The sequence below is a fragment of the Salinispora pacifica CNR114 genome (assembly GCF_000514775.1).
Lineage (GTDB): Bacteria > Actinomycetota > Actinomycetes > Mycobacteriales > Micromonosporaceae > Micromonospora > Micromonospora pacifica.
On sequence record NZ_AZWO01000024.1, the window covers coordinates 1 to 21,916 of the forward strand.

Genomic DNA, 21,916 nt, shown 5'->3' on the forward strand with positions numbered 1-21,916 from the left:
GTCCAGCAGTTCTTCGACGGTAACGGCGCCAGCAAGCCCCGGACGAAGTCACGCACCCGACGGCGAGGCTCCGGCCTGCGGAAACGCTGCCCGACCGTCAACATCAGGTCGTCGAACAACACCCGCCACCGCTGGGCGTCTACCCTGTATCCGGCAGCCACCGCTGCATCATGGTCAGTCCACACAACCGTCCATGATCGACGGTGGCTGCCCTCGTTCCCGCATCGCATCGAACCGCAGCTCAGCCAAGGTCAACAACCCCGGCTGGAGTACTAGGAGGCACATAGCCAAGCTCATGGCACCGCCCGCTAGAACTCGCCACTCCATCTGACTCCCTCCGACGTGGTTACCGGATCTTAGTTGCCGGCTCCTGCGTCGCATCCGTGTCACCGCGCCGTGACCGAACGGCGTTTGTGCTGATCAGAGGCTCGCGCTTGGCGCTCTGTAAATCCGTCGCGAAAGCTACGAAGGTTCGAATCCTTCACCCGCCACCAGGTGCAGAAGAAGGCCCCTGACCAGCGCAGACGCCGGTCAGGGACCTTCTTCGTGAGTCTCACTCAGTCCCGCTGCTACCCGCTTAATCTCGCTGGCTGTGTCGTATGCGTGTCGCGGAGATCATCGGTGATGGAAGCCGCCAGGCGGGTTCCATCCGGCGGCTCTGTCGGCCGATGGTGCGGTGGGTTCGTCAGCGGCCGGCGGGGTTGCGTCAGCAGCCGGCGGCAGGCCGAGTGCCGCCTCTACGCGACGGCGGGCCGCTTTCTCCTGGCCGTAGACGCACTTCGCGTAGGCCCGCACTGTTCGGGCAGGGTGGTGTCGACCGGCGGATGATCGTCGTACCGTCGGGAGAGGTCACGATATGGATGCGGCGACGTAGTTGCGATCAGTGATCGTCACCGAGAGTGTGTGGTGCATCACAGGCCGCATCCGCCTAGTGGTATTGATTTATTGATTTAAGATCACTAAATTTTGCTCGATGGTCGATGTCGGTACGCCGCGGCTGGCACCGACTCCTGAAATATGCGCGACTCGCAGCGTGGGTTGTTAAGTCGAAACGCAACGATGCTGATGCGAATGACGGACAAGAAATGTTTGACTTGGCCCAATTGCCACTCATCGGCCGCACCTCGGAGCTAGCTGACATCGTAACTGCCCTGACCCGAAACGGGACCGGCGTAATAATCGCGGGGCAGGGTGGGGTGGGAAAGAGTCGCCTGGCGCAGGAGGCGCTGGCAGCAGCCAGGCGTGCAGGTCGGCACACCTACCGACTCGCCGCGACCAGCGACTCTGCGAAGATCCCCTTCGCTGTCCTGGCGCACCTGATCCCGGCTGCCCCCCGTGACGAGACCGAGCACCTCTGGGTGCTGCGCGCGGTAATGCAGCGCATCTCCGGTACGGACGTCGCTAGACCGGTCGTGCTCGGTATTGATGATATCCATCACCTGGACACCGCGTCCGCCGCGTTGATCTATCAGATGGCCACCCGTCGGAGGGTCACCCTTGTGGCCACCATGCAGGTGGGCGTGCAGGTGTGCGAGTCGGTCGCCGCCTTGTGGAAGGACGGCTTGGCCCAGTTACTGAACCTTGATCCGCTGCCGCCGGAGGTGGTCGACGAGATCGTCAGGGCGGCGCTGGGGCCGCGCGTCTATCGCACCACACTCGAGGAGATCAGGAGGCTGTCGGCGGGCAACCCTCTCCTGCTGCGTTATCTGCTCATTGACGGTGTGGAGGGTGGCAACCTCATTGAACGCGACGGCATGTGGGGATGGGAAGGTGAGGCCAGGTCGGGGCCGCGGCTCGCCGATCTGGTCCGAGCGCATTTGAACCGCCTTGGTGATCCCGAGCGGGTAGTGGTCGAGCTCACCGCGCAGGTGGAGTCACTTCCGTTGGCGGTGCTTGAACAGTTATGCGACCGCGGGGCGATCGCCTCCGCTGAACACGCAGGGCTTCTCATCCCCGCGCGTTCGGGGGAGTGGCCGCCGGCGATGCGGTTGCAGTACCCCCTCCACGCCACGGTTATCCGGGAGACGACGCCGGTGAGTCGGACCCGGCAACTGCGAGCGAGTCTGGCCCGCGCCTACGCCGACCAGCCGTCGCAGGGTGCCGAAAATGTTGATGTCATGGCAACCCTGCGACTCGACAGCGATACCGATACTGACAGCGATCTTCAGTTGCGCGGCGCGTGCACCGCCTTCGGAAAGGGCGCCCTTATCGATGCCGAACGACTGGTTCGTTCCGCGATCCGCGGTGGTGCCGGGGCACCAGCCGCACGGTTGTTGGCAACAATCCTGTGTTGGCGGGGAGATCGTGGCGATGCCACCTCGCAGCTATGGGCACAACCTGCTTCCCACGAGCCGTCCCGCACCGACGATGGCTCGCCCGTGTGGGACCGGGGACGCCTCACCGTCAACAAACTCGAGGGCATCTCTGTCGCCGGTACCTTTTTCGCGCCTTTCAGCAGGGAAATCGACAACGTTGAGCGTTCCGAAAGAGATGCCGCCTGGCGGGCCTGGATGTTGTATGCGGAAGGTCAATGTGGTGCTGCCCTCGATGTCGTGGCGCGAGTGTTCGGCACATCGCGCATCCAAGCTACGACCGGTGGGTGGGAATGTGTGGTGGCCGCTGCCGCGAGTGTCGAGTTAGGACGGCTTTCGGAAGCTTTCGGGTTCCTCAGGCAGGGACGGGCGCAGCGACACCTCTGGCCTCCCTGCCGCTGGGTGGAAGCGGCCTTGGGCTTGGTGCATTGCAGGGCACTGCTGTTGAGCGGTCGACTGGTAGAGGCCCGCCGGCTCGCAGATGACGCCTTCGTCGAGGCGGCAAGGCTGGGGAGTGCCGAGCTGTCGGGCATGTGGGCCGGTGCGGTCGGGCTCGTGGCCAAGTTCCAGGGCCAGATGCTCACCGCTCGGTCGGTTCTCCAGGAAGCGGTGTCGTTAACCGGTGCTGGGAGCGCCTGGGGATTGCGCTTCTACCACGAGGCGCTGCTGGCGGAGTCTGTCGCCATGTCATACGAGGCCCATGGATCCCGACGACCGCCCCAAGACGCTGCCACCGACGTTCGGCATCCCATCAGGTCCGTCGAGATCTCCATGGGTCTGAGTCATGCCTGGGTCGTACAGGCGGGTGGCGAAGCCACGCGGGCGGTGCGACTGGCGCGCCGTGCGGCCGCAGCGGCGGCGGCGAACAACCTGCCCACGCTTGAGGCGTTCGCGCTCTACGACATCGCCCGGCTCGGTGCCGCCCACGACGTGGTGTCTCGGCTCGATTCGCTCACCTCGTGCCTTGAGGGGGACCTGTTCGCCGGCTTGGCTAGTGCTGCCGCCGCCCTCACCTCCGGGGATGGTGGCCATCTCGATGCCGCCACCGAGGAACTCGCGCGTTGTGGGCTGTCTCTGCACGCCGCCGAGACCGCCGGCGCGGCGTTGCGGGCGCACCGAGCGACGGGCAGGCTGACATCAGCGCGCCGTTCTTACGAGCGCCGGTCGGCGTTGTCGTCTGCGTGTGAGGACGCCAGAACGCCCTTGCTGGAGCCCGGCATCGTGCTGACCACTCTGACCCAGCGGGAGCGGGAGGTGGCGGGGCTCGCCGCGGCCGGTCGATCCAGTCGCGAGATCGCCGAGTTGCTCACCGTCTCCGTGCGCACGGTGGACAACCACCTCAGCCGGACCTACTCCAAGTTCGGCATCACCGGGCGATCACAACTGGCCAACGTGATGGGCCATCCGGCCAGAGCCCCGGCAAAGTCCTGAGAGTGTCCGGCTTGATGGCGCCTTGTTGATCGTCCGAAGTGGGCCGTAGCCGTGCTGCCATCATCGCCGATCTCGTCTGTGTCCACCGCACCGGCTGCCACGGTGTCCGAAACCGCTGCTGCGCTGCCCGCAGATCCCAAATCCCGCAAACCGGCATCACGCCCGCGACAACACTCGCCCACTGGCACTACTCGGCATCACCTGACGACTTTGCCGGGACCCTGGCCGTCCGGCCGCCGCCACGGTTGAGTACTGAGTTACTCACGACGTGGTAGTGGCAGCTGGGAATACTGATTCGCGAATACCGCGAGCAGGCATCAGGCCCATTCAAGGACGGGAGGACGACTATTAGCCGACGGTGGGGGGTGCCAGATGTTCGCGCTGGGTGGCGCCTGACTACGGCAGCGGTGATCGACACCCTCGGAGCAGGGGTATTCCTGCCAATCTCTTTTTTGTTTTTGGTGCAGGCCTCTGGTGTCAGTCTGGCTGGTGTGGGTGTCGCAATCACTGTGGCGACCCTGAGTTCGCTTGTGGTTGTCCCGGCTGTCGGCGGCATGGTGGATCGTCTTGGTGCACGTCGTATGGTTGTGCTGAGCAACGTGCTGGCCTCGGTTGGAACCTTGCTCTACATGTTCGCGCGGAGCCCGCTCACTATCTTCGCCGCAGTTTTCGTCGTGATGGTGGCAGATCGGCTCTACTGGTCGGCTTGGCCAACCTACATCAGTGTAGTCGCCCGTCCTTCAGAACTGGATAGTTGGTTCTCCCTTATCCACGCGCTCAAGAGTGGTTCGTTCGGGCTTGGTGGGCTCCTGGCGACACTGGCGTTGCTGTCGGATAGCAACACCGCCTTCTTCGTGCTTCTGTTAATCAGAGTTGTGATGTCACTTGCCGGTGCGGCACTACTCTGGACGCCCAGTCAGCGCGAACGTGAACGCGCACACGAGCGCGAAAATGACCAACCTACGGCACACGACGGAGAAGGTGCGGGGCCATGGCGCGTGGTACTGCGGGATCGCACCTACCTTGGCCTCGTCGGGGCGCAAGCCCTGGTCTCACTTGCCTGGGTAATCCCCACGGCAGTGATACCAATCTACGCCGTGCGCCTACTGGAGCTCGACGCCTGGCTCCCGGCAGCACTGTTCACGCTTAATAGCTTGATGATTTTCGGCACCCAGACCCGCGTCACTGAGATGGTCCAGGATGTGGCCCGGTCCACGGTTTTGATCGCGGGAGCAGCCCTGGTAGCAGTGTCGATAGTGATGATGGCCTCCGCGGCCTGGCTCGCTTCGCCGGGACGCCTGACGATGATCGTTCTTGGCATGGCTGTCTTCACCGTGGGCGAGATGTTGTGCCTGCCCACCGCCAACGCCTTGGCCGCGGCTATGGCACCAGCCCCGGTACGGGGGCGCTATCTGGCGTTGTTTCAGATGACCTGGGCAATGACGTGGGGCCTGGGCCCCGGGCTGGTCGGCCTCCTGTTGGAGCGGCACACCGTCATTCTTTGGGTGATGCTGGGTGGTTGCGTCGCGTTGGGAGCCTTGCTGCAACGCAGACTCACACCCCGGCTCGCGGTGCGCGGTCTCCGCGCTGCGCCGCCTCCGACACAACCAGCCGAGCAGACCGGGCACGTCGCGGCCCCAGACCAATCTCGCCGCCTGTGATGAGTGCACGACGAGAGGATGACAGAGAATGCAGCGGCTTCTGCCCACTTCTTCGTTGTTGCTGGCCAAAGCCGTCGCGGACGGTATCGTCGTCGCGGTCGACGATGCCGCGCGTCACGCGAGCCAGGTCTTCTGGGAATGGTCGCGTCCGTGGGTGGGCCCGGTCGTCGCCGCCGCCGTGGCCGTGGAGGATGACGACGTGCGTGGCGCGGCACAGGCGCTGCTGGAAGACAACCGGAGCCGAACTCGGCACGAAAGGCTACGACAGACGCTGGTAGCGTGCGCCGGGAAGCGTCCAGGAGTACTCGACGAGTTGTTCGACCTGGCCTGGCTGGCCGAAACCAACATCCGCCTGGGATACCACGTCGGTGACGACTATCCGGCTGCTAGCCCACCTGTCACATGGCAGGAACTGGAGGCCGGCAGTGTCGAAGTAGCGCAGTCCAATAAGGCACCGGTACTGATCGTGATCCCGTTCCGTGACGACGGCGAGGATGGCTCCCGTGTCCGTAATATGCTCGCCTGCCTGACGGCGCTCCGTGACCAGAGCTTCGACCGGGAAAGCTACCGGGTGACCGTGGTAGAGTCCGACACCTCGCCCCGCTGGGAAGAACCCATTCGTCAGCTATGTGAGCACTACGTGTTCGCCCCGAAAGGCGATTCTTTCAACAAGGCATGGGCGGTAAATGTCGGAGTGTTCAACACCCCCGGTGCCGTTGAGTTGGTATGCGTCCTCGACGCCGATATCCTCACAGATCGCGATTTCGTTTCCCGTAACGTGCAGCGGTTCCTGGCATCGGGTGGCGTTGGCGCTGTCATCCCGTACCGCGACGCCCTCTCACTCGGTGCCGAGTCGAGCGCGACGGCCATACATGATCGGGTGTTCGCTGCCTCGGCGGCGGCCCGGCCAAGCAGGCTGCGTGGGTTCACACTGCGTCGCCCGCCCGGAGGCTGTGTTTGGGCACGGGCAAGCGCTTTTCGGCGTATTGGTGGGATGGACGAGCGCTATGAGGGGTGGGGCGGGGAAGACAACGACTTTCTCTACCGGATGGAGTTCGATACTCCACTTGACCGCTATGACGATCCCTTAGTGCACCTACACCACTCACCCACCCCACCGTCGGCGGCCAACGCCGGGATCCCGCCGTTGAGCTGGAAGCCGAACGGCCTGGCCGGCGATGTCAAGCGGTTCGGCTCCTCCTGACAATCAGACGGATCACGGGGGTGCCCGGCACTCCCGTCAGAATCGGTGTTCCAGAATCATCCCGTGTGACCGCGATACCGGTGAAATCGGGGACGACCGCGACCACGTTGGGGTCCTTCGAGGGCTGACGGACCGCGACGCAGGCGCAACCGGCCGCGCTGGCGGCGCGAATGCCACTGTCAGAGTCTTCGAAGACGAGCATGCGCTGTGGCGGCACGCCCAGTCTGCTCGCCGCGGTGAGATAGGGCTCTGGATGCGGTTTGCCGTTGACGGTGTCATCACGGCTGACCACGGTATGGAACGCGTCCGCAGCGCCGATGAGGTCCAGGATGGCAGCGACCCGGCCGGGCAGGTTGCTGGTCACCAGGGTCACGGCGATCCCCGAATCTGCCAGGGCCCGGAGGAGGGGCAGCACACCGGGCATGGGCTGGTAGGGCATCTGTTCCTCGATGCGCGCCGCGTGCCGCCAGACTTCCTGACGCTGCATTGGGGTGTGTCCGGGAAAGAGCGCCCGCAGCGTGCTTGTCGCGGGTTGTCCATGTACGTGGGTGCGCAGGTCTGCATCGGAAACATGCACGCCGTACATGCTCGCGGCGCTGCGCCACGCCCGCTCGATGGCCGCGTTCGTATCCACCAGCACGCCGTCCATGTCGAACGCGACGGCGTGCACTGAAAGCTCTGGCAGCCGGTCGGGATCAGAGGCTTGCAACTGCTCGCCTAAACTGTGCGGCGATGTGCGTGATCTGCTTCGGTGTGCTGGAAACCGAGATACCGAACCCGGCACCTAGGTAGCTGTCGGTGACGCCGACGGACAACGCGATGGAGCGCTGCAGGATGTCGTCGGTCTGCGGCAGCGCGCCGGGATCGTAGCGGTTGCTGACCGGCTCCGGCTTTCGGAACGGGCACACCCGTTCGCCACGTCCCAGCGCCTGTAGCTGGGCCATGTTGGCGTAGTGGTGCTTGCCCGAGTCGTCCATGGTCTTCGTGCCCAAAGCTTTGGCAACGGCCTGTGCGTCGGCGCGCTCGTTGAAGATGTAGGCCAGGATGGTGCCACATTCACCGTCGGGGTCGTGCAGTACCCGGCGTGTGAACCGCGGATGAGTGGAAATCTGTTCTGCCAGCGTGCGCTTCGCTGCTCGAGTGGTGGCCAGCACCCGGTCAAGTTTCGATAGCTGGGCGAGGGCCACACCGGCGGCTAGATCGGCGAGCCGGAAATTGAGCCCGAAAATTAGGTCGCCGGAGCCGCGGTCAGTGTTTCGTTGCCCCTCAAGTGGGAACCATCCCTGGTCGTGGAAAGAGTAGGCCCGCTGATACGTGCGCGGGCTGTTGGTGAGCAAAAAGCCACCCTCACGGCACGTGATTACCTTGAAGGTGTTTAGTGAAAAAGTTCCCGCATCACCGATCGTACCGAGGTGTCGCCCATGGAGGCTGGCACCGCATGCCTGTGCGACGTCCTCCAGGATCAGTAGCCCGTGTCGCTGCGCGATGGCGGTGAGCGCATCCATGTCCGAGGGTGCGCCGAGCATGTGGACCGGCATAATCGCCTTGGTGCGTTCGGTGATGCGTGATTCGACATCGGCGGGGTCCAGCGTAAAGGATTCATCGATCTCTGCAATAATCGGAGTAGCGCCGGAATAGATGATAGCACCGATCGAGGCCAGGAACGTGTAGCCGGGCACGATTACCTCGTCGCCGGGACCGATATCAAGTGCCGCGAGAGCTGTCACCAGCGCGGCGGTTCCGCTGGATACGGCAACGCAGTGGTTGGCCCCGAAGTGATCTAGTGCGCTGCGTTCGAAGCGGCGTACAACCGGAATTTCGGGGACTTTGTCGTAGGCCGTACGGGTAGCCTCCCAATCACTCATAGCCCCCTTGACGTTTTCCCACTCCTCAGTTCCGAAGAATGCGTATCCAGGTCCGGGCATGACCCCTCCGATCAAAATCTGTCTGGTAGCCAGGGTCGTGTGGCGACCAGTGAGTCCATAGTGGCTAGAGCGTGGGCGTCGCCTGTTGTGATCAGGCCAGCGCGTGCGAGCCGCGACGCACTCCAGCAACCGCTAAACCATGCGGCGGCACCGCGCTCGGTGAGCATCACCTGCCGGCCGCTGCCGTGACCGAGACGGGCTTTGCCATCCTCGATCATGAGGTCTAACTCGGTCCCGGCCATCGGTCCGTCGACCATGCGCAGGGAGATGTTCGCCCGGACCCCGACGGGCCACCCGCGCGTTGTCAACGCGGATTCAATATCGATGATTCTCAGCATCCATGGATGCCAGGGATGTTCGTGCCAGTCGTACTGCGGCAACCATAGGGATAGTTCCGGGGGGCTCGGCAGGACACCAGGGGCGAACCTGATGTACGGGGTAAAACTGGAGTGTTTGGAAAGAAAGGTGCAAAGTGCGGAAAAGGCCGCGCCGTCGCGTGCCCACAAGTCTTCCACCACCATGGATTGGCCCCACTCCGGCAACGGCTGGGTGGAGTAGGCGACATAGCCGTCGAGCCGGTCATCGTTGGTAACGCCATAGTGGTGGCGCTCCTTCGCTGCAGCCGAGGCCTTCCAACCCCACCACCAGCCTGGACGGTGAAGCGCACCATCCCAATGGCCGGCGAGTTCCGCATGCAGGGCGAACACGGAGCCGGGATCGGGATCGGCTACCACACTGGAGTGCCGCCTCGGCATGGTGCGCAGCGAGGTGACCGGAACCGTGTACGCGGAGGCACCGCCTGCCACCTCCCAGCCCCACCGGCGGTAGATCCCCGGCGATGGCGTCCACAGCGCGACGAGCGCCACGCCACGCTCCCGAAGGTGATCGACCAGCGAATCGACCACCATTCGCGCTACACCGTCGCCGCGGGCGGACGGATTCACGCATACCAGCGACAACCCGGCCGAGGAGAGTGGACGGCCCCCAAAATATTGGGTGAATGGCAGAGCGATAGCCCCACCGATCACTCCCTCGGCATCGGCGGCCAGGCGCACCAACCCGTTGCCACGCAGCAAAGGCGCATCGGGTAGCGGTACGCCGAAAGAACGCTCGGCGATCGAGACGTACTGCTCCCACTGGTCATCGGTGGGCTCGTCGAGGACATCAGGAAGGCGCATCGCGTCGTCCGACAAGCTGGGCCGCTCGCTCGGCGACGACGATCACCGGAGCCTGTGTATTTCCGGTCGTGACAGCGGGAATCACTGAGGCATCGGCGATCCGTAGCCCCTCAACGCCTCGGACTCTGAGTTCGGGATCCACAACGGCCTGCTCATCTGTGCCGAACCGGCACGTGCCCACTGGGTGAAACTGGGTTTCGGCGCGGGCACGGATGAAGGCCGCGATGTCCTGGCGGCTGCCCAACCCGTCGTAGCCCCTGGCCAGTGGCGGCTGGGCCGCGATCTCCAGCGCCATTTGCACGCCGTCGATCAACGTTTCCAGGTCGGACGGGTCACTGAGGTACCGGGGATCGATCCGGGGTGCAGTGGTGGGGTCGGCGTCGGTTAGCGTCAACTCACCCCGGCTCATGGGGCGGGTGACCGCGGGGCCGATGGTGAACCCAGAGCCCTGACCGTGACCACTGTTGAGGCTGAGCATAGGCGCGAACGACAGCTGGATGTCGGGTGCTGGTAGGCCGGAACGGGTGTGCACGAAGCCGCCGGCCTCACCGAGATTTGAGGCCGGGTCCACGGCGTGGCCGGTGGCTGTGGCAGTGGGGAAGGGCACTGAGACCTGGATGTGGTCGTGTAGGTTCCGCCCAACCCCGGGAAGGGCGACATGCACCCGAATGCCGTGCCTCCGGAGAGTGTCCGCCGGGCCGATGCCGGAGCGCAGCAGCAACGCCGGGCTGTCGATGGCACCACCGCACATCACGACCTCACGCTCAGCCCGGACAAATTCCTCAGCGCCGCCGTGCCGGACGTTGACACCGGTGACTCGCCCGCCCCGGATCTCCAGCCGAGTTGCACCGGAATTAGTACGCACGACCAGGTTTGGTCGGGCTAACGCGGGACGTAGATAGGCTTCCGCGGTGTGCACCCGGCGGTCCCCCCGCGAGGTGGTGCGGTAGTAGCCAGCGCCAGCCTGCTCGCCCCGGTTGAAGTCTGGGTTGAAGGGCAGTCCATACGCCTCCGCCGCTCGGACGAAGGCGAGACTCAGCGGGTGCGGATTCGTCCGCTCCGAGACAGTGAGCATGCCGGTTACCGGATGCTCGACGCGATCGAACTCCGCCAGCACATGCGTGGCATCCCATCGGCTGCCGCCGAACGCCGCCCAGGTGTCGAAGTCGCTGCGGTGGCCCCGGACATAGACCATCGCGTTGATCGCCCCGGACCCGCCCACGACCCGGCCTCTCGGCCAGGACAGGGTCCGGCTGTTGAGGTGCGGCTGTGGCTCGGTGCGGTAGCCCCAGTCGTACTCGCTACCGATCAGCTCGGGCCAAGTGGCGGGGGCGGCCAGTCGTGGATCGTCGCCCGGGGGCCCTGCCTCGAGCAGAAGCACGGTCGCCGAGGGGTCATCGCAGAGACGCCGGGCCAGCACGCACCCGGCAACCCCAGCGCCAACGACAATGTAGTCGAAGGTTTCACTGGCCATCATGCGTCTCCAGCAGCTGGCGAAGGCTGTCGACAAACCGCAGGCCGGCGTCATGCTCGCGCTGCCAGACATTGCGTCCTATGATCACGCCGGTCCAGCCGGCCTCCAGGCCCAATCGCGCGCGCTCGAGCACGGCCTTGTCTTCGGCCTTGTCACCGCCGGACATGACGACGAGAGAACGGCCCGCGGACCTGGTGATCGCAGCAAGTGCCTCCTCGATCGCGAACGGTCGGTCGTACTCCCTGCGTACGCCAGTGCGGCTTTCTGGGTCCGGATAGGTCACCTTGATGACGTCCGCGCCCAGCTCTGCTGCGACGCGAGCGGCATAGTCGACCGCGTAGAAGGAGGTCTTCCCGCCAGCGCGGGCGACCGCTGAACCGCGCGGGTAGGTCCACACCACCACCGGTACACCGAACCGCTCAGCGTCGCGACGTACCTGGCGGAACTGTGCGAAGTCGTCGGTCTGACGCGGCGAGCCGACATACAGTGTGTAGCCAACCGCGTCGGCACCGAGCCGTACGGCGTCCTCCACGGTGGCATTGAGCGGGGAAAGCGGCTCGTCGTCGGGAGGGATCTCGGTCTTGCCATTGAGCTTGAGGATGAGCGGAACCTCGCCGGCGAACTCCCAGTAGAATTTTTCAGCAACGCCAATCTGTATTGCTATACCGTTGAATCCACCCTCCACCGCGAGCTTGAGGATGTAGCGGGGATCGGCCGCAGCCGGGTTGGCGAAGAAATCTCTCGGCCCGTGTTCCAGCCCTTGGTCGTAGGGCAAGAATAGGGCAGTGCCGTTGCGCGGACCATGCTGATGAAGGATCCGGTGCAGCCGAGACCTCTTTCCGCTCGCCAGCCCCAGGTCGGAGATCGCGGGACGACGCGTCATCATTTACTCCCTACCCGCCGGCCATTTGAGTGAACAGCATTACCCCATCTCCACCGGATATGTCGGGTCGTTCGGAGCGGGGTGCGACATCGTCATTCACGGCTACGAGAAAGCCTGTTTTGATCAACCCGTTCGGTGTCAGAACGTGATCAGCGAGCTGCGGATAGTCGATGCGCATCCGGTGCACCAGCTCCTCCCAGCTGTTGGCATCGACAGTCACAGTACGGTTGATCTTTGCATCAGTCTTCTGTTCCGTGTAGGGGAGCAGTGAAAACAGCGACGCAGAAAGAGTCAGCTTCAGCATGCCGCGATCAGTCCTCCGGATCTGTAGCGCGTGAATCCGCTAGTCGAAATCCTAGGTCCATCGCCCAGGTGTGGGCTGGGTCGTGCATCCGGTAACGGGTTCGACACATTTCCGGCAATGCCAAGAACCCGCCACCCCGGTTAACTTTGTGGGTGTGTTCCTCGGTTATTTCGCCATAAACGGGGTTTCGCTGTGGTGTCCGTCTGTATGAGTCGGTGTGAAATGAGTCCTGGCACCATTCCCAAGCGTTCCCATGCATGTCGTAGAGGCCCAACGAATTCGGCTCGCGCGTCTGGGTCGGCCACAAAACGCTGCCTGAGTTCTCGCTGAACCAGGCGTACTCGACGAGCTGCTCCTGTGGGCAGCACCATTGCTCGGCCGAACCCAGACCGCACGCGTACTCCCACTCCGCCTCGGTTGGCAGCCGGCATCCCACCCATGCGGCGAAGACCCAGGCGTCGAACCAGCTCACGTTCACCACTGGGTGGTGCAACTCGCGCGGATCAAGATCCTTGGTGCGGGTCGGATCGAGGAGCCCGAACAGTTCGTTGGTAACCGCCGTGCTGGCCATTCGATAGGCCGCCAAGTCCACCGAATGCAGGGGTACCTCGCCGCTGAAGTGGCGGGCGTCCTCGGCGGCCGTCCCCATTGAGAATGTGGTGGCCTCGATTTTCCTCAATAGGGGCTCGATGTGCTCGGCGGCTCGATTCCCCGCGTCTATGAGGAAGGCGTTCGCGATCTCGGAAAGATCCGCATCGCTGGCCTGTTCGATCAGTGTCATCACCGCATATATTTCTTTGTTGTCGCGGCATTCCGGCAGCCCGGAAGAATTGATCATCAAGGCATTTTTGGCACGCTGGATCAGGCGATCGCGCGTCCGAACGTTCACCGCACCCGAACCCCCATCTCGCCCACGCCTGATGGCGACACCGCGAACGCCCGCACCTGTGGGAAGCGCGGATTGCGCAGCGATATAATTAGGTGCCATAATGCCGTGAAGCGGCTTATATGTAGGTCGTAATCGATGTCGGAGAAGTTCCCGGGGTGTCTGCGATGAGTATGGAACACCGCGATCTCGGTAAGTCCTGATTGTAGTAGGTGGCGGTGTACCCGCAGTGACTCCTCAGGGGTGGCGACGAATCCGGCATCGTCATGATCTACAAAGTAGCGACCTCGAGACACAAACTCGTGCCGCCAGGCGTCATCGTTACGAACGTTGTCTTCGAACAGGAGGAAATCGGTTGCCCGCCGCATCTCACCGTTGGGGGACGCCAGGTAGCCAAAAGATTTTGTTGGGTATCGCGCCAGCACGGTTTCGACGAGGCGCTCATAAAGGTCCACAGTGAGTTCAACGTCGTCGACTGCATAGTCCCCCATGCAAGTCCTCCTCAGACCAAATCCGGATTGGAGGCGATCCATGGCGGAACATTACCGGGCGTGCGGAGGCGCGCCCTGAGTAGTCAATTACTCAACTTCGGCCACCGGAAAGTCAACATATAGAGTGAACTGGAGGTAATGCCCTTTTGCGCCACCGGGGCGGGGCTGTACGCACGTGAATTCGGGGTTGATGATCACACCGGGCATCCCGAGTGTGGGTTGTTGTGGCACCAGGGTCGGCCGACCGGGCTCTATCGTATTTGCGGGTAGCCGGGGTAGCGCTTCGAGGAGGTTGACTCAACGATCCGCTCGGATCGATATTTGGGCTGGTTGTGACTCGGAATGTGCCCGCATCCATTCGGCCTTCCGGGGCTTTTGGTGTGTGGTTGGACTGGCGTCGGTTTGGTCGGTGGACACTGGACGTGGCTATGAAAGGGCTTGATGTAGCTGGGTCTGCCTAGATTGGGAATGCCGATCTTGGTTGCGGGCCCGACAGTGACTTGTCTGTTCTTGCTGTCGAGCTGCCCCGTCGATGGGCTGCGCGAAGGGCCGGGTTTCGGGGATTCGGGGATGGGTCGCGGGGCTGTGCGGCGGCGGGCGCGTGCGGTGTCTGCGCCGGTGGCTCCCCGACACCCTGCGCCAGTAGCCGCCCGACCCGACCGCCTCCTCAGCCGGGCAGGACCGCGGCGGCCTCGGTGAGGGCGGCGAGAGCCTCCCGGAGGCGCCAGGCGTCGCGGTCGCGCGGTCCGACCGGGTTGGAGATGGTGCGGAGCTCGACGAAGGGTAGGCCGGCGTGCGCGGCGGCAACGGCCACCCCGTACCCCTCCATGGCCTCGGCCACCGCGTCGGGGTGCCGACGCAGGAGCGCCTCGGTCCCGGCGACCGTTCCGGTGACCGTGCTGACGGTCAGTACCGGACCGACCGCGGCGGCCGGAAGCGCGGCCCGGAGGGTGGCGACCAGGTTCGGGTCCGCGGTGATGGCGGGGCCGGCACCCAGCAACTCGGCTGGCATCCCGAGCTGGTCCACGGGGATGAAGCCCGTCGGGGAGTCGGCACCCAGGTCGGCCGCGATCGCACTGGTACCGACGACCGTTCCGCCGACCTCGACCCGGTTCGGGAAGCCGCCCGCCACGCCCGCGCTGACGACCAGGCGGTACGGGCGGCCAGCGGCCTCCGCCAGGGCCAGTAGCCGGGCGGTGCCGGCCCCGGCCACCGCCGGGCCTACCCCGACCGGCGCTACGGTGACCGTCGGCCCCCGCCCCGCACGGACCGCCTCGGCCTCGGCGGGAACCGCGGTGACGACCAGAACCCCGGTCACGGGATCGGCCCCCGGCGGCTCTCCTCATCGCTGCTGCCTGGCCCGCCCACCGCCGACGACGGACGGTAGAGGTGGAAACCCGGTGGTGCCGGGTCATCGTCGTCCCCGGTGCCGGGTCTCGGGGCGGGCGAGGTGGGGATTGGGTCGTCGGCGGCGGAATCGCCCAGGGGCGACTCGTCCTGGGCGACGTCGTCATCCGCCAACGGCCGGCCAGCCAGCCGCTCTGCCCGCAGCCGGCCCGCGACCAGGATGCCGCGGGCCGTGGCGAGCGTCGCGACCCCGGCGGAGACGGCGATGCCGAGCCGGCCGTCGAAGGGGACGAGCCCCAACCCGCCGCCGGCGACGAAGGCGAGCATGAGCGCTGTCTCCGAGTGGGCGAACGAGCTGGCCCGCAGCCGTTCGGGGATGCGCTCCTGGATCGAGGCGTCCACCGCGAGCTTGGCGATGCCGCTGGTCAGTGCAGTGACCAGGCAGAGTAGGGCGACCATCAGCAGCGAGAACTTGAGCGTGGCGAGGACAGCCACTCCAGCGATGATCACCATGCCGCTGGACTGCAGCGCCGCCGGGCGATGGATCCGCAGCCGGGTGCCGACCGCGGTGGCCAGGAAGCTGCCGATCGCCAGCGCCCCGCCGACCAACCCGAGGGCGGCCTCGTCGCCCAGGTCCCGGCCGAAGACGACGGTGGTCAGGTCGCCGGCCTTGATCGCGAAGGCCAGGAAGAGCAGCAGGAAGCCGTAGACCGCGCGCAGCGTGGCGGCGCCGATCAGGGTGGCGATGACCAGCCGGCCGTGCGGACCACCCCGGCCCAGGGGGCGATCGCTGGAACTTCGCCGGAGCGCCCGCAGCGGGCGCGGTACCCGTTCGGGCGGCTCCGAGTCCGCCTTCGGTGGCAGTCGCAGGGCGACGACCATGCCGACCAGGAAGATCACCGAGGCGACTCGGAGTGGCCACTGCGGACCGAACCAGAAGGCGGCCAGGCCGATCGGCGCGAGCAGGGCGCCGGCTATCGTGCCGTACACGCTGGCTCTGGCCCCGATCTGGGAGAGCCCGAGCCCTTCCGGGAGGAGCCGGGGTACGGCAGCCGACCGGGCCACGCCGTACGCGCGGGAGAGCGCCAACACTCCGAAGGCCGCCGGGTACAGGCCGAAGCCGTGGATGTAGTCAGAGATCAGCCACGCCAGGAACGCCCGTCCGAGCATGCTGGTGGCCAGGGCGTACCGCCGGCCGTGCCGGAAGTGATCAAGTAGCGGGCCGACCACCGGGGCGAGTAGGGCGAACGGGACCATGGTCACCAGTAGGTAGAGCGCGACCTTGCTGCGGGCCTCTCCGAGCGGCACGTTGAAGAAGATCGTCCCAGCCAGGCCGATCGCGATCAGGGTGTCCCCGGCGCAGGAGAGCGCATGTAGGTCGAAGAGGCGAATCATGCCGGTTTCCCGGCCGGCGCCCCGGGCGCGGGCCCGCCCCACCGACTGGGTCATCCAGCGGCCGCTGTTGACCGAACCGCGCAGCAGCAGGCGGACGGCCTTGACGCCGGTGCCGACAGTCCACCCGAGGAAGGAGCGCTCGGGACGGAGGGAGGACGGCATGTGCACCAGTCTCACTCATCGGCCCGGCCCGCGCGCCACCACTGCCGTGTTTGGTTCGGGGAGTCCCTGTCAGGTGGTCCCACGCATGGGGAACAATGGTCGGGTGACCAGGTCCGCCTCCGCTCGTGCCCCCCGTCTCGACCAGGTCTGTGCCGCCGCCGTCGAGGTGGCTCGCGACGCCATCACCGAGGTTGACCCGGCGGAGGTCGGCGATCATCTCCAGACCCTTGCCGAAGGTGATCGTCTCGTCACGCACTACTTCGAGTGTCGGCTCGCGGGCTATCGTGGCTGGCGCTGGGCTGTCACCGTCACCCGGGTGCCTCGCAGTCGCACGGTCACCGTGTGTGAGGCCGTGCTGCTGCCCGGCCCGGATGCGTTGCTCGCCCCGGGCTGGCTGCCCTGGCAGGAGCGGCTGCAGCCCGGTGATCTCGGCCCGGGTGACCTGCTGCCCAGCCCGCCCGACGACGACCGGCTCCAGCCCGGTTACCTGCTCTCCGACGACCCGGCGGTCGAGGAGGCCGCCTGGGAGCTGGGTCTCGGCCGGGCACGGGTGATGTCCCGGGAGGGGCGCGGCGAAGCCGCCCAACGGTGGTACGACGGCGACCACGGGCCAACCGCACCGATCGCCACCGCCGCTCCGGTGGCGGCCCGCTGCGGGACCTGCGGCTTCTATCTGCCGCTCGCCGGCGCGCTGTGCCAGTCCTTCGGTGCCTGTGGCAACCTCTTTGCTCCGGATGACGGGCGCGTGGTCAGCGCCGACCACGGCTGCGGTGCGCACTCGGAGATTCTGGCCGAGCCCCCCGAGAGCTCCGCCGAGGAGCTATCAACCGTCTACGACGACAGCGCGGTGGAGACCGTGTCGGTGCGCGAGGCCGACGCGTCGGCCGAGGTGGCGGAGGTCGCCGAGGTGGCGGAGTCGAATGGCCAACCGTGAGGTGATCGCCGGCGTGGATCAGTGACCGGCGCGGCGGCGACGTCGGTGCGAGTCGTGCCGCATCATCACGGCGAGACCGGGCAGACCCCACAGGACTCCAGCCAGGCAGGTCCAGAGCCAGCCCTCGCGACCGGCTTCCACCAGCTGGTCGCGGAAGAACAACAGCACGACTCCGGCGATCGCCCAGGCGGCCATCCCGGCGAGGGCGAACGGCACCATCGGCGGGTCGAGCGGATCGGTCCGCCGTTGCGGCTGCTTCAGCACGGAGCAAGCGTACGGGATCAGTTTTCCTATCGGGCCGATGATCAGCGACGATGCGGCCGACTAGACGAGAGAGCACCTGCGAGGACCCGATGGCAGTAGCCCCGCCCGACGGCGCCATGCCGCCCGCGACACCGCGGAACCGTTTCGACCGCTACTTCGAGATCTCCGCCCGCGGTTCGACGCTGGGCCGTGAGGTGCGCGGTGGGCTGGCGACCTTCTTCACGATGGCCTACATCGTGGTGCTCAACCCGCTGATCCTCGGCTCCGCCGTTGATGGCGCCGGGGAACGGCTGCCGATCCCGGCGCTCGCCGCGGCGACCGCGCTGATCGCCGGGCTGGCGACGATCCTGATGGGCGTGGTGGGCCGGTTCCCGCTGGCGGTCGCCGCCGGTCTCGGCGTCAACGCGCTGGTCGCGTACGAGATCGCTCCGGAGATGACCTGGGCGGACGCGATGGGTCTGGTGGTGATCGAAGGTTTGATCATCGCGGTGCTGGTGTTGACCGGGCTGCGTACCGCGGTGTTCCGCTCGGTGCCCACCCAGATGAAGGCGGCGATCGGGGTCGGCATCGGGCTGTTCCTGACCATCATCGGTCTGGTTGACGCGGGCTTCGTCCGGCGGCTCCCGGACGCGGCCAACACCACCGTCCCGGTCGGCCTGGGCATCGGCGGCAAGCTGGTCAGCTGGCCGATGTTGGTCTTCGTGGTGGGTCTGCTGCTGACTCTGGTGCTGGTGGTACGCCGGGTAAAGGGCGCGATCCTGATCGGCATCCTCGCCTCGACCGGGCTGGCGCTCGTCATCGAGGCGCTGGGCAACATCGGCCCGTCGGTGGTCAACGGGGTGTCGAACCCCAAGGGCTGGTCGCTGACCGTGCCCGAGTTGCCGAGTCGAATCCTGGACGTGCCGGATCTGTCGCTGCTCGGCCGGTTCAACGTGCTCGACTCGTGGAGCCGGGCCGGCTGGCTGGTCGTGCTGATGTTCATCTTCACGCTGATCATCACCGACTTCTTCGACACGATGGGCACGATGGTGGCGGTCGGCCAGGAGGGTGGGATGCTCGACGAGCAGGGCACCCCGCCCCGGGCGAAGGAGATCCTGCTGGTCGACTCGATCGCCGCGGCCGGCGGCGGCGCCGCGAGCGTGTCCAGTAACACGGCGTACATCGAGAGTGCGGCCGGTGTCGCGGAGGGTGCCCGGACGGGTGCGGCCAACCTGGTCACCGGGGTGCTCTTCCTGCTGGCGATGTTCCTCACGCCGCTGGTGTTGGTGGTGCCCTTCGAGGCCGCGTCAACCGCGCTCGTGGTGGTCGGGTTCCTGATGATGACCGCGGTGCGGACCATCGACTGGACCGACTTCGAGATCGCGATCCCGGCGTTCCTCACGATCGTGTTGATGCCGTTCACCTACTCGATCTCCAACGGCATCGGTGCCGGCGTGATCGTGTACGTGTTGATGAAGGTCGCTCGGGGTAAGGCGCGGGAGGTCCACCCGCTGCTGTACGGCGTGGCGGCGCTCTTCGTGCTGTACTTCCTGCGTGGACCGATCGAGTCTGTACTGCTGTGACGCGGAACGCGGGGCCGGGCGGCGAACCGGCCCCGCGCCCCGCGTGCGTACTCCGCGTGAGCCTGGTCATATCGCATGTCGTTAGCTAGGCTCATTAGTTAGGCTAACTACAGTGACGGAGCAGACGGTGACGGCGAAGAGCGTGCCACCGGTGCAGCTGGCGGTCCAGCTGCGGGATGCGATTACCCGGCTCAACCGGCGGGTCCGCCAGGCCAGACCGGTTGGTGACCTGACGGTCACCCAGCTCTCCGCGCTCACCAGCCTCCGGCTGGCGGGCGCGCTGACGCCCCGGGAGCTTGCTGACGTCGAACGGGTTCAGCCGCCGACGATGACCAAGATCGTCGCGAAACTGGAGGAGCGCGGCCTCGTGCAGCGCACCCCCCACCCGACCGACGGCCGGCAGGTGATCCTCGCCGCGACGGAGGGGGGCGGAGCAGTGCTGGACCAGTTTGAGCGCGTTCGGGACCAATGGTTGGCCCACCGGCTGGCCGAACTGAGTGCGGAGGAACGGGAGACGCTGCGCCAGGCAGCAGAGATTCTGCAACAGCTCACCCGTACCTGAAGCTCCCGCCCCGCCTGCGCCGTCACGACGATGACGCGTACGCGAGGGAGGCGCACCAAGAGTGCAGAAGAAGCTGAGCACGATATTCCAGTCCCTACAGGTCCGCAATTACCGGCTATTCGCCTCCGGACAGCTGATCAAGCTGATCGGCGTCTGGATGATGTTCATCGCCCAGGACTGGCTCGTCCTCGAGCTCAGCGACAATTCCGCCACCGCGCTCGGTATCGTCACCGCCCTCCAGTTCGCTCCCGTTCTGCTGCTCACGCTGATCTCCGGGCGCCTCGCCGACCGGTACGACAAGCGCGTCCTGCTCTTCGCCGCCAACCTGTTCTGGACGCTCCTCTCCCTGGCCATGAGCCTGTTGGTGATCACCGGCCGGGTGCAGCTCTGGCACGTCTTCGCCTTCGCCGCCCTGCTCGGCGTCGCCAACGCGGTGGAAACCCCGGTCCGGCAGGCCTTCGTCTCCGAACTGGTCGGCACCCCGCTGCTGCCGAACGCCCTCTCCCTCAACGCGGCCACCTTCAACTCCGCGCGGATCGTCGGCCCCGCCCTCGCCGGCCTGGCCATCGCCGTCGTTGACGTGGGGCCGGTATTCCTGGTCACCGCCCTCAGCTCGATCGCGCCGTTGGTGAACGTGATCCGGATGCGCCCGGCCGAGCTGCACCGCGAGGCGCTACCGCCGCGCGAGGAGCGGGCCTCGGCCCGGGTCGTGGACGGGCTGCGCTACGTCTGGGGTCGGCCGGACCTGCTGCTGCCGATGGTCCTGATCTCGGTCATCGCCACCTCACTCTTCAATTTCCAGCTCACCCTCGCCGCATTGGCCAAGACCGTCTTCGACACCGGAGCCGCCTCGTTCGGTCTGTTCAGCAGCGCCCTCGCGGTGGGCGCCCTGGCCGGGGCCCTAGCCGGCACCGGGCGCCGCAGTCGCCCCTCGGTGTGGCTGGTGCTCTCCGCGGCCGTCGTCTGCGCCACCTTCGGCACTCTGGTCGGGCTGGCTCCCACGTACTGGCTGGTGGTGGTGCTGCTCCTGCCGACCGGCTTCTCCACGGTCTTCTTCGCCCAGGCCTGCAACCAGCGCATCCAACTGGGCACCGACGCCGCCTTCCGGGGCCGGGTCATGGCGCTGTGGGTACTGGTCTTCCTGGGCACCAACCCGGTGGGTGCCCCGGTCATCGGGTGGCTCGCCGAGACGTACGGCGCCGGGGCCAGCATCTGGATGGGCGGGTTGGTCTCCCTCACCGCCGCGCTGCTCGCCCTGGCCTGGCAGCTGCGCCGCTCGGGAGCCCGGCTGCGGTTCCGGGTACTGCCGATGCCCCGCTTCTACCTCACCGAGCGGGTGTGAGGTCCGCGCGGCGGAACTTGACAAACGGCTCATTGTGGCAAATCGGTGGCAGGGCGATCACAGCCGGCTTAGCGTCGGGGCGTGGAGCTGGGACGTGCGTTGCTGGTGCCCCTGATGGTGGCTGCCGTGGTGTGCCTGCCCGTGGTGATCGCCCTGCTCATCTGCGCCGACGAACTCGTTGACCGACTCGCCGGTCGCTGGGCGCGGTGGCGGAGCCGACAACGGGAACGGCGGATAATCGCTCGCCTGGACCGGGCGGTCGAGGCCGACGCGCTCACCCGGAACATTGATCTGAGCCGGATGGACCGGCCGGATCGGCAGCCGCTGGAACAGCTCGCCACGGAGCTACGCCGGCTCCGGGGCCATCAGGTCGGCGGCTCCGGGCGGGCCAGGGTCTGGCACGAGGCGACGCTCGCCAGCTACGACAACCGGCTTCGGCTGGCCTGCGCGGCCCTCGGAATTAGGCAGCACCTGGACGAGCTGACCGGGGTGGACCGGGAGCTCGAGCGGGTACGAGTCGAAGGGCTGCTGCACCGCGCGGGTCTGATCTTGCCTGGTGCCCGGCCCGAGCACCGACAGCGCCACCGTTGAGTGGTAAC

At 66.2% G+C, this 21,916-nt stretch carries 19 protein-coding genes and 1 pseudogene; 8 read left to right on the forward strand and 12 right to left on the reverse strand.

The annotated features are described in order from the left end of the window. Nucleotides 1-161: pseudogene (locus B118_RS33680) on the reverse strand (IS701 family transposase); the annotation flags it as partial. A gap of 924 nt (nt 162-1,085) precedes the next feature. Between B118_RS33680 and B118_RS0116070 the strand changes: the two are divergent. The 3 genes from B118_RS0116070 to B118_RS0116080 all read left to right on the forward strand — a co-directional run bounded on the left by B118_RS0116070 (nt 1,086) and on the right by B118_RS0116080 (nt 6,608). Then, complete coding sequence (locus tag B118_RS0116070; protein ID WP_028193024.1) at nt 1,086-3,743, forward strand: helix-turn-helix transcriptional regulator; 2,658 nt, start codon at nt 1,086-1,088, stop codon at nt 3,741-3,743. A 407-nt stretch (nt 3,744-4,150) separates the two neighbouring features. Then, on the forward strand, nt 4,151-5,404 hold the full coding sequence (locus B118_RS30540) for an MFS transporter (RefSeq protein ID WP_238323939.1): 1,254 nt from the start codon (nt 4,151-4,153) through the stop codon (nt 5,402-5,404). A gap of 28 nt (nt 5,405-5,432) precedes the next feature. Further along, a complete protein-coding gene (locus tag B118_RS0116080; RefSeq protein ID WP_028193025.1) occupies nt 5,433-6,608 on the forward strand; it encodes a galactosyltransferase-related protein in 1,176 nt (391 codons plus the stop codon). Here B118_RS0116080 and B118_RS0116085 read toward each other — a convergent pair. The 10 genes from B118_RS0116085 to B118_RS0116125 all read right to left on the reverse strand — a co-directional run bounded on the left by B118_RS0116085 (nt 6,586) and on the right by B118_RS0116125 (nt 16,653). Then, complete coding sequence (locus tag B118_RS0116085) at nt 6,586-7,317, reverse strand: HAD family hydrolase (protein WP_238323941.1); 732 nt, start codon at nt 7,315-7,317, stop codon at nt 6,586-6,588. The genes B118_RS0116080 and B118_RS0116085 overlap by 23 nt on opposite strands. Next, nucleotides 7,304-8,533 carry a DegT/DnrJ/EryC1/StrS family aminotransferase gene (locus B118_RS0116090; protein WP_026185485.1) on the reverse strand — a complete coding sequence of 410 codons (1,230 nt, stop codon included), beginning with the start codon at nt 8,531-8,533 and terminating at the stop codon, nt 7,304-7,306. Before B118_RS0116090 ends, B118_RS0116085 begins: the two co-directional genes overlap by 14 nt. A gap of 11 nt (nt 8,534-8,544) precedes the next feature. Continuing rightward, the gene (locus B118_RS0116095; RefSeq protein WP_238323943.1) at nt 8,545-9,726 is read right to left on the reverse strand and encodes a GNAT family N-acetyltransferase; all 1,182 of its coding nucleotides are present in this window, start codon (nt 9,724-9,726) and stop codon (nt 8,545-8,547) included. Next, a complete protein-coding gene (locus B118_RS0116100; RefSeq protein ID WP_028184773.1) occupies nt 9,698-11,185 on the reverse strand; it encodes a GMC family oxidoreductase in 1,488 nt (495 codons plus the stop codon). Before B118_RS0116100 ends, B118_RS0116095 begins: the two co-directional genes overlap by 29 nt. Next, nucleotides 11,175-12,068, reverse strand: a complete 894-nt coding sequence (locus B118_RS0116105) for a class I fructose-bisphosphate aldolase (RefSeq protein ID WP_033660492.1) — start codon at nt 12,066-12,068, stop codon at nt 11,175-11,177. The genes B118_RS0116100 and B118_RS0116105 overlap by 11 nt, the downstream gene beginning before the upstream one ends. A 10-nt stretch (nt 12,069-12,078) precedes the next feature. Beyond that, nucleotides 12,079-12,372: a MoaD/ThiS family protein gene (locus B118_RS0116110; RefSeq protein ID WP_018221465.1), complete on the reverse strand. Its 294-nt coding sequence runs from the start codon at nt 12,370-12,372 to the stop codon at nt 12,079-12,081. A gap of 7 nt (nt 12,373-12,379) precedes the next feature. After that, nucleotides 12,380-13,261 carry a formylglycine-generating enzyme family protein gene (locus B118_RS0116115; RefSeq protein WP_238323945.1) on the reverse strand — a complete coding sequence of 294 codons (882 nt, stop codon included), beginning with the start codon at nt 13,259-13,261 and terminating at the stop codon, nt 12,380-12,382. Next, a complete protein-coding gene (locus B118_RS31785; protein WP_155246523.1) occupies nt 13,258-13,749 on the reverse strand; it encodes a M67 family metallopeptidase in 492 nt (163 codons plus the stop codon). Before B118_RS31785 ends, B118_RS0116115 begins: the two co-directional genes overlap by 4 nt. Before the next feature lie 667 nt (nt 13,750-14,416). Continuing rightward, entirely contained in the window at nt 14,417-15,067 is a 651-nt protein-coding gene (locus B118_RS0116120; protein ID WP_028193026.1) for a futalosine hydrolase, read from the reverse strand. Continuing rightward, complete coding sequence (locus tag B118_RS0116125; protein ID WP_018811781.1) at nt 15,064-16,653, reverse strand: MFS transporter; 1,590 nt, start codon at nt 16,651-16,653, stop codon at nt 15,064-15,066. The genes B118_RS0116120 and B118_RS0116125 overlap by 4 nt, the downstream gene beginning before the upstream one ends. Before the next feature lie 85 nt (nt 16,654-16,738). Here B118_RS0116125 and B118_RS0116130 point away from each other — a divergent pair, with 85 nt between their 5' ends. Next, entirely contained in the window at nt 16,739-17,587 is an 849-nt protein-coding gene (locus tag B118_RS0116130) for a DUF3027 domain-containing protein (protein WP_028193027.1), read from the forward strand. A gap of 18 nt (nt 17,588-17,605) precedes the next feature. Here the strand turns inward: B118_RS0116130 and B118_RS0116135 are convergent, their stop codons facing one another. Then, entirely contained in the window at nt 17,606-17,851 is a 246-nt protein-coding gene (locus B118_RS0116135) for a DUF2530 domain-containing protein (protein ID WP_027645887.1), read from the reverse strand. Nucleotides 17,852-17,901: 50 nt separating this feature from the next. Here B118_RS0116135 and B118_RS0116140 point away from each other — a divergent pair, with 50 nt between their 5' ends. The 4 genes from B118_RS0116140 (at nt 17,902) to B118_RS0116155 (ending at nt 21,908) form a co-directional block, all read left to right on the forward strand. Beyond that, complete coding sequence (locus B118_RS0116140; RefSeq protein ID WP_033660482.1) at nt 17,902-19,413, forward strand: NCS2 family permease; 1,512 nt, start codon at nt 17,902-17,904, stop codon at nt 19,411-19,413. Nucleotides 19,414-19,525: 112 nt separating this feature from the next. Beyond that, nucleotides 19,526-19,975 (forward strand): MarR family winged helix-turn-helix transcriptional regulator, encoded by a 450-nt coding sequence (locus B118_RS0116145; protein WP_018736822.1) that lies wholly within the window; start codon nt 19,526-19,528, stop codon nt 19,973-19,975. 61 nt (nt 19,976-20,036) lie between these two features. Then, the gene (locus B118_RS0116150; RefSeq protein ID WP_018221458.1) at nt 20,037-21,317 is read left to right on the forward strand and encodes an MFS transporter; all 1,281 of its coding nucleotides are present in this window, start codon (nt 20,037-20,039) and stop codon (nt 21,315-21,317) included. A gap of 81 nt (nt 21,318-21,398) precedes the next feature. Next, nucleotides 21,399-21,908, forward strand: a complete 510-nt coding sequence (locus tag B118_RS0116155; protein WP_018811784.1) for a hypothetical protein — start codon at nt 21,399-21,401, stop codon at nt 21,906-21,908. Nucleotides 21,909-21,916: the final 8 nt, after the last annotated feature.

What these genes read in the sequence shown, in the direction of transcription:
- B118_RS0116070 (WP_028193024.1), top strand. Translation starts at nt 1,086, where the DNA reads ATGTTTGACTTGGCCCAATTGCCACTCATCGGCCGCACCTCGGAGCTA.
- B118_RS0116080 (WP_028193025.1), top strand. Translation starts at nt 5,433, where the DNA reads ATGCAGCGGCTTCTGCCCACTTCTTCGTTGTTGCTGGCCAAAGCCGTC.
- B118_RS0116090 (WP_026185485.1), bottom strand. Translation starts at nt 8,533, where the DNA reads ATGCCCGGACCTGGATACGCATTCTTCGGAACTGAGGAGTGGGAAAAC.
- B118_RS0116100 (WP_028184773.1), bottom strand. Translation starts at nt 11,185, where the DNA reads ATGGCCAGTGAAACCTTCGACTACATTGTCGTTGGCGCTGGGGTTGCC.
- B118_RS0116105 (WP_033660492.1), bottom strand. Translation starts at nt 12,068, where the DNA reads ATGACGCGTCGTCCCGCGATCTCCGACCTGGGGCTGGCGAGCGGAAAG.
- B118_RS0116110 (WP_018221465.1), bottom strand. Translation starts at nt 12,372, where the DNA reads ATGCTGAAGCTGACTCTTTCTGCGTCGCTGTTTTCACTGCTCCCCTAC.
- B118_RS31785 (WP_155246523.1), bottom strand. Translation starts at nt 13,749, where the DNA reads ATGGGGGACTATGCAGTCGACGACGTTGAACTCACTGTGGACCTTTAT.
- B118_RS0116125 (WP_018811781.1), bottom strand. Translation starts at nt 16,653, where the DNA reads ATGCCGTCCTCCCTCCGTCCCGAGCGCTCCTTCCTCGGGTGGACTGTC.
- B118_RS0116130 (WP_028193027.1), top strand. Translation starts at nt 16,739, where the DNA reads ATGGGGAACAATGGTCGGGTGACCAGGTCCGCCTCCGCTCGTGCCCCC.
- B118_RS0116140 (WP_033660482.1), top strand. Translation starts at nt 17,902, where the DNA reads ATGCGGCCGACTAGACGAGAGAGCACCTGCGAGGACCCGATGGCAGTA.